The organism is Bacillus sp. FJAT-53060 (assembly GCF_037104745.1).
Taxonomy (GTDB): domain Bacteria; phylum Bacillota; class Bacilli; order Bacillales; family Bacillaceae; genus Bacillus; species Bacillus stratosphericus_B.
Genome location: NZ_JBAWSW010000022.1, coordinates 34,635 through 48,217, shown reverse-complemented (window position 1 = coordinate 48,217; position 13,583 = coordinate 34,635). Strand labels below are relative to the sequence as shown.

Sequence of the window (13,583 nt, the reverse complement as noted above, 5' to 3'; positions counted from 1 at the left end):
ACGTGCCGACCTGTTTCTCTAGTTGTCTTTTAGATTGATTCTGAGTCAGCTCCTTTTTCCATCTATAATACGAAGTGCGTAAGATGCCTAAATGGACACAAATGTCCTGTACCGTCATCGTTTTGCGAAATTCTTCTACCAGTTTGATTGACGTTTCCTTATCAACTTCCTTTCCAATTCGTTGTACTTTTTTAAAACTTCATTCTGTTGTCTCAGATAACGATTTTCTGCCTGCAGTCTCTCTAATTCCGAAGAGTACTCGGGACCCTTTCCATAGATATATTGTTTTCCAACAGGCTGTTCGAACCTGTGTGTATCCCCAGCCTTATGCCACCTCACCCATGTCTGAACCTGCGTCTTATTCTTGATATTCAATTCCTGCATGATCTCTTTCATAGGTACACCTGCCAATCTCATTTCTACAGCCTTCTGTTTGACTTCAACTGGATAACTCACTCTTGTCCCCATAGAAAAAACACCTCCATGTTTTATTTCGGATCACAACGGTCCGTTTTCAAACTTGAAGGTGTTTTTTATTTGTCTCATCTTAGGGGGTCAGTCCCCATGCTGCAAGCTTTTTTTAATTTACTTTTGATTCGTTTTCCATTTCCCAAAGCTTTTCGAAAAATGGCTGTCCTTTAATCATTTTTTCACAGAATGCTAAATGGTTTTGAGACCACCCATCAATCGTTTCATTGTAAAGCATGTTCCAAATCTCTTCGAATGACATTCGTTTGATTCGGTTGTACATGCGCGGATTCCATTCCGTATACCAATAGGCAATTTCCGCCCTGTTTTGAAGTCCTTTTAATTGATCGAGCGCCATAAACATCAGCTGCTTCAACTGTCTTTCTTTTCTCGTTAATCCGCTGATATGCTGCGGTGGCAATGATAGAATATGATACTCTTTCGTCGATTCAAGGCTGTCTGTTGAGAATTCATACTCCTCTGCCTTCACATCTTTCACCATTTCATACACCAATTGCTCCTGTCTTGGAATCAATCGGCTCTTTCTGACAGGTATGGAATACCCAATCGTATCCACAGCGATGATCCGAATGCCATCCGTTACTACAAAGCAATACTCTAATTTTCGTCGTTCATGATTTTTGCGAACATATGATTTCTCAAATACAGATTCTAGCAGCGTTTTCGGGAGCTCTGATAGATCATTCTCTATGTAATCAAACAAAGGACTCTGCACCTTGAGTAAAGGCACTTGATCTAACAACTCGACACTGTCCTCCTTGCGCCACTCATGAAAATGGCACACATTATAGCCATTTTCTTCCCCTTCAAACCAATTCACCCATACGTCATGAAGAAATAACATAACCAATCCCTCACTTTTTAAAAACTGTTGTCCACAGTATGGGCAAGGGATAGAGAAATTATTCCAACTTTATTAAACTTCAAGCTGGGCGGCAGATGGTTTGTCCTTATTTTTTCGTTATTGTTAATAAAGCGGAAAAACCTTTCATCCGCATTGATAATAAACTGATAGCCAGCAACACTAGGCCGAAGATGGCAGTCATCCATATGACACCAATATATTTAGAAAACATACCGGCGATGATTAAACCGAGGTTAAAGAACATCTGTAAAATGGACATCGCACGTCCTCTATAGGCATTTGGAGTAAACCCAAGAAATAAACTGCTAATCGGCACATTCAAGAAAGCATTCATTAACCCAATACCAAAAATCCAAAGGTAAACAAACAGTGCTTCTAGAAACTCAACCGGTATGATAACCATCATCCAAATCCCCATAAAGATCGTCGTGGAAATTAAAATATAGCCTGGTTTTAATTTTCCAAGTAAATATGACCCTAAAATGGAGACAATAACGGCTTCAATCATCCCAAAATGAAAACCTGATACTTGAAATTCATGCAGCAAAATGGAGTTGGATGTGATTTAAAGCCTGCTTTTTCTGGTTTCAAGGTTACTATTTATTTGATTATTTCAGCAAAATTAAAACACAATGTCCGTTAACGCTCCTTTGTCTAAAGTCTACTCTCAGACAGAAGTATACTTTGTTTCATTCTTGTATTTAGAATTTTTCATCCATAAATATGATGTGATGAGTAGAGCAGCAAATATAATGATGAATAAAATAAGATATCCATATTGAGATTTTCCAGCTGGCACAACAGTTATAGTTAAAGTTCCAATTAAAGCAATCTGGCCTAATAACTTACATGCATTAATTAATGAATTAACACGTCCCATATATGCATTATCAACATGTTGGAACATATAACTTTTTCTAAATACTCTAATGGCAGCATTTGAATGACCCCAAAAAAAACTTGCTACAATAAATGTCACAGAGTGAGGGAAAAGAAAAATAACGACTGTTGAAATAGCAAATACGATCATAAACATAATGACACCTTGAATATGTGGAAGTCTCTTTGACATTTGATAGGCTACGAAACCAGCGCCAATTGCTCCGACTGCGTAAAAGATATTTGCAATACCAATTACTGTGGGACCTTCATTCAAAAATTGATAAATAAAAATTGGATCCAAATAATTTGCCACAATAATAACTATACTAGGCACAAAAGTCGTTAATAAAATTACGAACAAAACTTTCCGTTGAGATAGATATTGAAGTGAAGACCTAAAGTTAACCCAGTATGATACACTCTTTGTGGCATTGGACTCCTCTTCTACCAAACGACTTCGTTGATAAGGCAGTTTGTATATGATAATTGAAGCGGCAAGAAATGTCATGATATTCATAACCAATATAAGGGTAATGGATATTTGACCAATCATAAAAGCGGCTAAACTAGAGCTAATCATCAAAGCTGCTTGCCCCTGAACTTCTAAACTACTATTAACTTTACTATACTCATCCTCTTTAAACATTTCTTGAGTTAAAGCTGATAAAGTTGGGTATTTTATTGAATCATAAATTGTATTATACAAAGTCAATAAAACGACAAGAAAAATATTAAGGAAATTTGAAATATCAAAGAGGATGAGAAAAACAATCAGGATGAACGCACCTATTATTTCCAATTGCAGAAAGATAGCTTTCCGAGAGTGTCTATCAACCAAGCTTCCTAAAAAGGGCGAAGCAAAGAACACAAAAATCATCGTGACGATGGTTAAAATTCCATACAATACTGATTGATTCAATTGGTCTATCAGCAACCAAATGATTAAATAAGAAGTTACTCCGGTTCCCACAGTTGAAATCAGGTTAGCCGCTAATAGTAACCTTAACTTTCTCATTAAAAAATATATTCCTTTATTAATAGGAGTGATCCATCTTTATTGACTCGATAGCATTGTAAGAATCCATTATTTCCACCAATAATTAAATAATTCTCCCCATTTCCTCCCTTATAATGTTTAATTGCTTTTACATAGTCTGGCAACCTCTCAATTAAATAAACAATCTGACTATTTTCGTAATTATATACACCAATTTGATGGCCATAAGAAGAAATTGAAATGTAATCATCTATTCTTATAGATTCTTCTCTTGTATTATAAAGCAAGTCACCTACCATTTTTTTGTTAATGTCATAGGTATCTTTATCAATTTCAATATAACCGAATCCACCACCTGTTAAAACTAGATACTGTCCCTCAAGTCGAATTCTTTTTGGATACCCTTTTAAATTGAGTGATTTATGACTTTCTTCAAATGTGACATAATCAATAAAGTGAAGAGAATCATTGGAAGTGCCTATTACAACATCTTCCCCATTAAATATAGAAGTAGTAACAGCCGCATCGAAATTTTTTCTTCTTAATAACCTACCATTATTTAAGTCTATTTCTTGCATTATTCCATTATCTAACCCTACCATTGCAACTTGTTTATTCGAGCAGCACGATATACTTTTAGGCAGATATTCTAAATTTGTACTCCATAGAACATAGCCATTTTCATCAAAGCTAAAAATTAAATTTTTTCTAGATAAAGCAACAAATCTTGAGCTGTTTACACGCACTAATTTAAATATTAAGCCAAAGTTATATACAAACTTCTCTTTTTCTCTTATTATAATATCTGAATCATTGACCTCCTCAACAACAAATTTAGTAATCCCTTTGCCATTTGGAGCATAAAATTCATTTGAACTTTCACCATTCACAAAGTCCCAATAGCAAATATAATCAAAATCCAACTTTTCTAATTCATTTCCATATTTATCAACAATCAGCATTTCTCCAGATTGTAAAAGAACTAATATTCTATCATCATTCAGCATGAGACCATATGAAATCTGGTGATTAAATGGCCCCAATGTTCGTTTAAGTTTAAGACTAGAGGTCATATTATCAAATACATAAATTTTCCCATCAAATCCTCCAGTGTAAATTTCAGTGAAGTGTTTGTCAAAGAAAATAAATTCAACATCATCTGTTGTGAATGGGTGACTTGTAAACGTGAGTGATTCGGGATCAATGATTGCAAGACCTGACTCAATACCATATGAATTTTCCAAACCATAATCTTGTGTAGCGATGTAACGGTTATTCTTAGGATCATACCTAACTACATGTACACTTCCCTCATCAACTTTAATTTTTCTGTTAAATTCAAGCTTACTTAAATCACCGAAAAACAAATTTCCTTCTTTATCTGTAATAATTTGTTCAATAGCATTTTCCACATTAAAATAATCAATGAATGTCTTTTCATTACTAGGGTGTTCAATTATCTCCTCAACAACCAATGATTCTTTATTTAATTTCATAATTTGCCCAAAACCATTAGTTGTATATAAAAACTCTCCGAAAACTCGAATACCTCTCGCATTTGAAGGTGACGGCTCTTCATTTTGTAATAACTTTTCTGATAATGCATAATGTTCAGTATGTAGTGTCTGTAATTTTTTTAAGGTTTCAATACAGTATTTACTTAAGACTCCAAAGTAATCACGAGTATAAATATAATCGTCCGTTGCAGTAAGACAATAAACCTTCGTATTAATTAACGGTGCTGCTGAACTTTTAACAACTTCTAATTTATCATTTAAACGGTGTAGTACACCTTGCGTATCAACAGTGATAATATAATTTTTACTAGCTACATAATCAACCCTAAGTGGTCTAATTAACATTTTTCCTCCTCCTTTTTATATTAAAATTAAGTAGGGATACTTTTCTATATCCCTACCCAAACCTTTATAATTATTTACGTGTGTTTACTGAGCAGCGGATTGGTTGAACTTTAATTTCACGACCCATTTCTCTCACCTCCTTTAAATAATAATGAAAATAAATTTATATCTCATTTTAAAACATGATAATTTTCAGATTGATCGAACAATCTTATAAAATCTGAATTTTCACCATTTTTATTCACTGAATATACTCCTCCATCGTATGATCCAGCAAGAACTTCTTGACCTAATTTCTCCATATAACTTATCCCATTATTCGCTACTTTAAATATACTTTTCTTTTCATCATTTAAATCCCATACACTAATATATCCCCAATAATCGCCTGCAAATAATACTCCTGAAGAATTAAAGCATACTGTTTTTACTGAGTAGTTATGCATATTGTGAAGACCTTTTAAAGATCCGTTTGATGCATCATAAATTCTGACAATTCTGTCTCTACTAACTGTTGCAAGTAAATTTTTCTTTTCATTGTATGAAAGATCATTTATGACAAATGAGGAACCAACTAAACGAATACATTCTGATATATTTTTTCGATTAAAAATATGCACTTCCCCTCCTGAAGAACCCGTAGCAATAAATTCCCTTTCTACTACCATTCCTTTAATGGCCCCATTATGTGCACGAAACTGATCAACGATGCTGAAATCGTAAAGGTTTATTTCAAATACATCCCCACTATATGAACCTATAAAAAACGAGTGATGTTCTCTATCATAAACAATTGAATTAAGTGGCCCAGATGAAAAATCAATTGATTTTATCATTGTCTTCAGTTCAGCATCTACCAAATGCAAATATCCTTTATGATCTCCCCAAGCTATTATAGAACCATCATTCGTCATACCTACGGCGTTATTCAAAACATGATTTACTGACAAAATCTTTTCTCCATTTATCCTAAACACACCATCATCTGAAGCAGTAGCGACATTTCCATTTTCACTAACAGCTATATCGTTTATGGAAGGGGTTGCACATGTTATGTTATTATCAATTAGTTGATTTTTTTCCCACTCCCATTCACAAAACTTATATCCAAATGTACAACCATATACTTTTTTTTCATCCTTACTAAAAGCAAACCCTACTTCCCACTGATATTTGTATTGAGGTAATGATGAAAACCTTTTGAAATTCCGATCCCAAATAAAAATTTGATGATCGTATGCAGCAGTTAATACGTAATTTCCAGATGGAGATATCTCTATAGTCTTAACACCGATTTTATGACCTTTTAATGTTTTCATTTTTGTATGTTTTAGAGCATCATATACATCTATATCACCATTATCTAACCCTATTAATAAAATCCCTCTATTTATATCTCCATTAATGGTATCTATGTCACAAGTATATGGACCTAAATTATCGAGCACTTCCCCAGTAATTAAATTCCACACCAAAACATTCCCGTTATTATCACAGGAAAAAACTTTATTGTTAAATGACCATACAGATTTGACACTGCTTTTATGTTCATTAAATTCACGAATAATATTACCGTTTTCAACATTCCACACTAAAACTCTGCCATCATGTTGTAATGATGTAGATATAATATATTGATCGTCCTCTGCGAAAATTGCATATTCGATGTCATCAGTATGACCTAAAAAAGTTTTTATTACTGATTCAGTCTTAGTATCAATCAATTTCATAGAATAATCAGAAGAGGATGTGAGTAAATATCCTCCATCTTTACTTAGTGTTAATCCTCCGACTAAATGCTCGTGTTCAGTAAGAAGATATGAGGATCCACTATTTAAATCCCATTTGTAAACTCTTTTATCATAGCCGCCAGTGTATGCATACTTCCCTGTTTGATCAATTACTATTGCTCTTAATGGCCCTGTATGCATTTTTCATCCTCCTTTACTAATTTAAAAGAATGATTCATATCATTTACCTTTGTTTCTAAATATTTAATGTTAAATTGATTAACTTCACCAATCACATTTTCACAGCTCTCTATCGCAATTCCACTTTGTTTCAAATTATTTATTTTATCAGGATTATTCGTCAATAGAATGATTGGCTTATTTCTTAAGGTTTTTAATAAATATGAAGTTTCTTCATAATCTCTACATTCTTCTTTATACCCCAGTAACAAATTAGCTTCTAACGTGGTGTAACCTTTCTGCTGTAAAACATAGGTCATTGATTTACTAAATAGACCTATCCCTCTTCCTTCATGATTTGATAAATAAAATAATGCACCTGTTCCAGCTTGATAAATTTTTTGTAGTGACAGTTTTAACTGAATTCCACAGTCACATTTTTCACTTCCAAAAATATCTCCAGTGTGACAGATACTGTGTAATCTAACTTTTGCCATTTCTGAGTTTTCAAAGTCTCCGTATATCAAAACAGTGCTTTGTTGAGATTCGTTTTGAGATAGGCTCGGTAATTTTTCCAGCGTTTTATTTAAGGACCATTTTTCATTATGTACAAACCAGGTATACCAATTAAAAATAATAATTTCTCCATTTAAATTAATAGGCAATTTAATAGGCCCGAAAAGGTACATATATTTCTTTTTTAGGGTATGATTTTTAATTTTTCAATTTTGTTCTCCTCACTTTATTTTTTGTAAATCCCATTTGTAAGTTGTTTCCTATTGAATTATTTTATTAACATCTAAGTTTTCTTAATAAAGAATCCAATTCAGATAATGAAGGTTTTCTTACTTTTAATTGACCTCCAACATCTCCTTCAAATTGAACCAAAATTTCTGAACCTGGATTGGAAAAACCTTTGAATAATTTTATTTCATTGGATTGACATGTTTGAATGTCCAAATAAGCTTTTTTATTTAAATCTATATCAACGATCAGGTTTTGATGGTCTAACTTTGAAGTTCTTGCTAATAGAAAATCACCTTCATTAATTTCCGAATACTCAGAATATATATCATTCTGAAATATATTAAACTCTTTCCTTTTTACAATTCTGAATCCTCTAAATAAACTGGGAATATTTCCGTGTCTTCTTGAACATCTAGCTAAATCTAATCCATGTTCACACGTCCCACCTCTCTTTTAGATTCTATCATTTTTAAAAAGGTTTCGGCTGGCTCTGCAATCATAGACTCCTCGCTGATTCTGTGCTCATCGAAATACTTTTTCACGATATGAAACCCAGTGGCGTAACCAAGCATTTTGGGGTAGTTCCCTTTTCCATAAAGGAGGTTCTGTATCAGTCTTTCGTCGTCCTGGACTTTCTTATGAAGGTGACTGGATACCCATTTCTTGTACATGCGTTCTAGCTGCGATTCGTCATATAATTTAGCCCATTTTGCTATATAGCTTTCTCCAAATCTATGATACACAGCATATTCAGCCAATCCTTCCATCATGATTGTATCAAGGAATGTAAAATCATTTTCTTCTTTCGTGAGAAAATGCAACCTGCATACATGATGATATTCATGTGTCATTAATGTACCAATACGCTCTTTCGGAGTATGCGGCGATATGAAGAGAAAGATCTTGTCGTCAAATGCCACGCCGGATTGATAATAAAAGTCCTCTCTGATCTCTTTACTGCTCTCATTGACAGGCAAAATAAACACAGGGACGTCTGGGCCACCCCACTGTTTTTGCAGCGTTTGGTATTCTTTCATGACGAGCTGAAAGTACCCTTTATCTTTGAGCTTGTCGATCATTTCCTGACACGCATTCCAAGATCTCACCATCCCATGATTCTGTAAATGGGAGAGAATAGAGGACCATTCTTTTTCCGTTGCTCCTTTAAAATAAGGAACAAATCGTACCGCAAGTTTCTGAAATGATGCAGATTGATGGATGAGATATTGTGTATTGACCAGACCCATTCTGTTTAACACCTCCATTTTTATCCTATGCAAAAAGGCGGCGATCTGATTATCGATCGCCGCCTTTTCAGGAAATGTTACGCTTCGTATTTTTTGAAGATAATTGTCGCATTGTGCCCGCCAAAACCAAGTGAGTTACTCAAAGCAACCTGTACTTCTTTTGAACGTGCTTCGTTTGCTACATAATCAAGATCACATTCCTCATCGGGTGTTTCAAGATTAATCGTTGGCGGAATGACACTGTCTTTAATCGCCAAAACAGAGAAAATCGCTTCTACTCCACCTGCTGCACCAAGTAAGTGACCTGTCATTGATTTTGTTGAACTGATTGCAAGCTGATTCGCATGCTCTCCGAACACTTCTTTCATCGCCATTGTTTCAAATTTATCATTATAAGGCGTGCTTGTTCCGTGGGCATTGATATAATCAATTTCTTCCACAGTCAAACCTGCATCTCGAATCGCTTCTTTCATCGCACGAACACCGCCTTCTCCGTTTGGAGCTGGAGCTGTAATATGGTATGCATCTCCAGTTGAACCGTATCCAACGATTTCTGCATAAATCGTCGCACCGCGCTTTAATGCATGCTCTAATTCTTCAAGAACAATAATCCCTGCTCCCTCACCCATCACAAACCCGTCACGGTTTTTATCAAATGGACGGCTTGCTGTGTCTGGATCAGGATTTGTCGAAAGGGCTTTGTTCGCACAGAAACCTGCAAACGACATTTTAGTTAATGGCGCTTCTGTTCCACCTGTGATCATTGCATCAGCATCTCCGCGCTGAATGACTTTAAATGCATCACCGATTGAGTTTGTACCTGTTGCACATGCTGTGACTGTACAAGAGTTGACACCTTTTGCGCCAAGGGCAATCGAGATTTGTCCTGTCGCCATATCTGGAATCATCATTGGGACAAAAAATGGGCTTACGCGTCTTGCCCCTTTATTTGAATACACTTCAAACTGCTCTTCAAATGTTTCAAGTCCGCCAATACCAGATCCAACCCATACACCAACACGCGGTGCAATTTCATCTGTAATTTCCAGGCGTGAATCTTCTAAAGCCTGTTGAGCAGCTACGACTGCATATTGAGTGAAGCGTGCCATTTTTCTCGCTTCTTTTTTTTCCATGTAATCTTCTATGTTAAAATCTTTTAGTTCTGCAGCTACTTTTGCGGTATACTCACTTGAATCGACACGTGTGATAGGTCCAACACCTGATACACCTGCTACAGCATTTTTCCATGTTGTCTCTACATTGTTGCCAAGAGGTGTCAAAGCACCTAATCCTGTAACAACTACTCGTTTTTTATCCATTAATTTGTGCACCTCACTCTTTTATCGGCCCCATCGCATAACGATTGCGCCCCACGTTAATCCGCCACCAAAACCAACCATTACTATCACATCGCCGTCATGAATCTTTCCGGCTTCGATTTCTTCACATAGTGAAATTGGAATGGATGCTGCTGATGTGTTTCCATATTTATGGACAGTCTTCGACATTTTTTCGACGGGCAGCTCTAAGCGTTCGCGTGCTGCTTCCATAATACGAATATTTGCTTGATGCGGGATCAAGAAATCAACGTCTTCTTTAGATAGTCCAGCTTTTTCGATGACGTTTACACTTGACTCGCCCATCTGTCTCACAGCAAATTTAAATACTTCTCGTCCATTCATGATTGTATGATCTTTTTCATCTAAGTACAAGTGCTTCCCGCCGCTTCCATCTGCTCCAAGCTCAAATGATAGAATTCCTTTCCCTTCGCTGACTGGTCCTAACACAGCGGCACCTGCTCCATCTCCGAACAAAACAGCTGTATTGCGATCATCCCAATCGGTAATGCGAGAAAGCTTTTCAACGCCAACGATGAGCACGTGCTTGTAAGTTCCTGATTCGATAAATTGTTTTCCAGTAACAAGCCCATACATAAAGCCAGCACAAGCAGCGCTAATATCCATTGCACATGCTTTATGTGCACCGAGCTGTTCTTGAATCATACAAGCGACTGTCGGAAATGCTTGATCTGGCGTAACGGTCGCCACAAGAATCATATCAAGATCTTCTGCAGCAACATCGGCGTCCGCTAATGCTTTTTTTGCAGCAGCAAAAGCCATATGAGATGTATTGACATCATCAGATGCAATTCTTCTTTCTTCTATACCTGTCCTAGTACGAATCCACTCGTCAGAAGTTTCAACCATTTTTTCTAAATCAAGATTTGTTAATACTTTTTCAGGTATATAGCGGCCAAGGCCAATAATTCCAGCATTCATTGAATAAGACTCCTTTTACTCATACGAGCATGTGATATTGTGATCTTATATTAGTATCTGGTACTAATTTTACCTTATTTTTTTCTCCTTGGCAATACAAACGTCTAACCTTTCTTCTCACTTTTTTCATAGATTAATGATATACCAATAGTAGAAAGGAAAATGCGATATGGCTCAAAAGGATATTTTCTCGGCGATGATGTTTGGCCAGCCACTAGAAAAGGAAAAGGAAAAAAACAAATCAGAAACAAAGGAGGAACGTGAAGATACATCTTCAAGTGATGACTCAATCGACTATATGCATGTCATGAATCAGATTGGGAACATTATGAACTCGATTGACGAGTTGAAGCCTGTATTTAAAGATGTCGGCCCTATGATTAGTGCCTTCAAGAAAAAATTATCATAAAAAAAAGCCACTACTCTGTGGCTTTTTCTGATACTGCATCTGCTTTTCCAAGCTCATATGCCTCTTGCATGACAGATGTAAACAATGATAGAAGCGGCTGAAGCGCTTCTGGATCAAGCTGAATCCCTGCTTTATCTAACTCTTCTTTTGCTTGCGGGAAATACTTCATAGCAATTTGTAAAAACTCCATCGATTTTTCGTGCTGCATGTTCAATATCCTCACTTTTCATTTGGCAGTTTGCCTGTTTTTTTATAATACGAAATATCAGTTTCAATGTCTTTCACAAAAGCCCGATCAACGGTTGAGCTAAATTTCCCCATCTCGATCACTCCTTCTTTAAAGTCAAAGGAGTACTCACCTTGTTTGTTTAGCTTTCCTTCATTAAACTTCTTTGCAATGATACTGTACGCTTTATCTACATGCTGGACTGTGCTGGTTAAGACGGTATGGCTGCCGAGGTTGGATTGATCGGTGACATACCCGATAGCTGATAAATGATCGGCTTTGATTTGTTCAATCACAGGGATATTATAACCATCGCCTGCTGGATAAACAACATCTACGCCCTGTTTTTTCAATTTTTGATAGAGATCAACGGCTTTGTCAACATCATCCCAGTTTTCGACAAATTCCGCTAGCACTTGCACATGTTCGTCTTGATATTTTGCACCTTTGATAAAGCCGTTTACTTCGCCTTGCCAATTATATGTAGCAAGAATACCAATCTTTTTTGTTTTTGACATATGTGCTGCTGTCATGCCTCCGAAAAAGCCCATTGCTTCTCCTTTAAACGTCACATTTGTGACATTGTCAGCCTGGGGCTTGCCTCCATTGATCGTAATAAATTGTGTTTTTGGATAATCTTCACTGATCAAGTTAAAAATTTCGCTGTATTTATTGCCATGGCCGATAATCAAATTGACTCGTTTTTTATGGAATTCTTCAATGGCATCAACGATTTTCTCCTTGTCGACCATTCCTTCCTTATAATAAACATCTACACCAAATGTTGATTGGATATTCAATAAGCCTTTATAACCTTTCGTTCCCCAAACTTGATCATTAATCGTATCGGGGACGAGTAAACCCACCTTCTCAATATGTCCTTTTAAAGGCGCCTGTGAGCAGGCGGATAATAGAAGAAGGAACGAAAAGATCATGACAAGCCGTCGGTACCTCATGCCATGTTCAACTCCCTTTGCAACATCCAAGCATGAACCTGTATGTTAAATATAAGTTTATTTTATACTGAAAAAAGATAAGATGGAAGATCATTCTTCCTTTTTGTCGAAAAATGTTGAGTTTTGTCTTTTCCAATCTACGATCATTTTTTCTGCTTGTTTATCATCTGTTTGTCTTTCTACCTTTAATTGATGCCGCATATCCTGCCTTTGATTGGAACACGAGACCCACTTCAAGAGATCCTTTGCGGCATCTTCTACAAAAAAGGAGTGATCATTCCTTGTTCTTCTTTCATGATCAAGTGTCCATGGTCCGAACATGCGAGGAAGGATTATTGCTGGTACGTTCTGTTTGAACGGCTCTTTTTCTAGTTCTTCAAAAAGTAATCGGTACATTCCATGTTTCGCTTTAAGGTCTGTCTGCCTTTTATTTGCTTCCTCTGATTGAATAAAAATTAAGTCATACGTCTCTTTACTGTCCTCAAGGTCAATGAAACGAACGAGATCATTTCTGCCGAGCCACATCATCCGCTCTTCTAATAGCATCTTTTGCTCTTCTGCCTGATCGTGAGGACACGTAATGTCCACTTGAATGCCCTCTTTCATCATATGTTCACAAAGTGTCAGGCCAAAAAATTCATCTGCACCTATGATAAGTCCTGTTTCCATGTTCATGTCCCCTTTTTCAGCATATCGAATAAAAAGAAGAGCCCT

General features: G+C 36.2%; 13 protein-coding genes and 1 pseudogene. 1 reads left to right on the top strand and 13 read right to left on the bottom strand.

Annotated elements, in window-relative coordinates:
* The 10 genes and pseudogenes from WAX46_RS09865 to WAX46_RS09820 all read right to left on the bottom strand — a co-directional run.
* A pseudogene (locus WAX46_RS09865) lies at window positions 1-468 on the bottom strand (DUF1492 domain-containing protein); the annotation flags it as partial.
* Window positions 469-580: 112 nt separating this feature from the next.
* Entirely contained in the window at window positions 581-1,333 is a 753-nt protein-coding gene (locus WAX46_RS09860) for a YjbA family protein (RefSeq protein ID WP_226567607.1), read from the bottom strand.
* Window positions 1,334-1,439: 106 nt separating this feature from the next.
* Window positions 1,440-1,862, bottom strand: coding sequence for a hypothetical protein (locus tag WAX46_RS09855; RefSeq protein ID WP_226567606.1), 423 nt, complete (start codon window positions 1,860-1,862; stop codon window positions 1,440-1,442).
* Window positions 1,863-2,021: 159 nt separating this feature from the next.
* Window positions 2,022-3,251 carry an MFS transporter gene (locus tag WAX46_RS09850; protein WP_336493789.1) on the bottom strand — a complete coding sequence of 410 codons (1,230 nt, stop codon included), beginning with the start codon at window positions 3,249-3,251 and terminating at the stop codon, window positions 2,022-2,024.
* A complete protein-coding gene (locus WAX46_RS09845; RefSeq protein ID WP_226567603.1) occupies window positions 3,251-5,095 on the bottom strand; it encodes a hypothetical protein in 1,845 nt (614 codons plus the stop codon). The genes WAX46_RS09850 and WAX46_RS09845 overlap by 1 nt, the downstream gene beginning before the upstream one ends.
* Window positions 5,096-5,265: 170 nt before the next feature.
* Entirely contained in the window at window positions 5,266-7,026 is a 1,761-nt protein-coding gene (locus WAX46_RS09840) for a WD40 repeat domain-containing protein (protein WP_336493788.1), read from the bottom strand.
* A complete protein-coding gene (locus WAX46_RS09835) occupies window positions 7,008-7,670 on the bottom strand; it encodes a GTP cyclohydrolase II (RefSeq protein WP_226567601.1) in 663 nt (220 codons plus the stop codon). The genes WAX46_RS09840 and WAX46_RS09835 overlap by 19 nt, the downstream gene beginning before the upstream one ends.
* Before the next feature lie 504 nt (window positions 7,671-8,174).
* On the bottom strand, window positions 8,175-8,999 hold the full coding sequence (locus tag WAX46_RS09830; RefSeq protein WP_336493786.1) for a DUF2268 domain-containing protein: 825 nt from the start codon (window positions 8,997-8,999) through the stop codon (window positions 8,175-8,177).
* Between the two features lie 77 nt (window positions 9,000-9,076).
* On the bottom strand, window positions 9,077-10,318 hold the full coding sequence (gene fabF, locus WAX46_RS09825; RefSeq protein WP_226567597.1) for a beta-ketoacyl-ACP synthase II: 1,242 nt from the start codon (window positions 10,316-10,318) through the stop codon (window positions 9,077-9,079).
* A gap of 21 nt (window positions 10,319-10,339) precedes the next feature.
* Window positions 10,340-11,278, bottom strand: coding sequence for a beta-ketoacyl-ACP synthase III (locus WAX46_RS09820; RefSeq protein WP_226567596.1), 939 nt, complete (start codon window positions 11,276-11,278; stop codon window positions 10,340-10,342).
* A 169-nt stretch (window positions 11,279-11,447) separates the two neighbouring features.
* Here WAX46_RS09820 and WAX46_RS09815 point away from each other — a divergent pair, with 169 nt between their 5' ends.
* The gene (locus tag WAX46_RS09815; protein WP_226567594.1) at window positions 11,448-11,687 is read left to right on the top strand and encodes a hypothetical protein; all 240 of its coding nucleotides are present in this window, start codon (window positions 11,448-11,450) and stop codon (window positions 11,685-11,687) included.
* A gap of 10 nt (window positions 11,688-11,697) precedes the next feature.
* On the opposite strand, the gene WAX46_RS09810 is transcribed toward WAX46_RS09815, so the two are convergent.
* The 3 genes from WAX46_RS09810 to WAX46_RS09800 form a co-directional block, all read right to left on the bottom strand.
* Window positions 11,698-11,895 carry a ComZ family protein gene (locus WAX46_RS09810; RefSeq protein ID WP_336493785.1) on the bottom strand — a complete coding sequence of 66 codons (198 nt, stop codon included), beginning with the start codon at window positions 11,893-11,895 and terminating at the stop codon, window positions 11,698-11,700.
* Between the two features lie 11 nt (window positions 11,896-11,906).
* On the bottom strand, window positions 11,907-12,869 hold the full coding sequence (locus WAX46_RS09805) for a BMP family ABC transporter substrate-binding protein (protein WP_226567591.1): 963 nt from the start codon (window positions 12,867-12,869) through the stop codon (window positions 11,907-11,909).
* 90 nt (window positions 12,870-12,959) lie between these two features.
* Window positions 12,960-13,538, bottom strand: coding sequence for a nad binding enzyme (locus WAX46_RS09800; RefSeq protein WP_336493784.1), 579 nt, complete (start codon window positions 13,536-13,538; stop codon window positions 12,960-12,962).
* Between the last annotated feature and the right edge of the window lie 45 nt (window positions 13,539-13,583).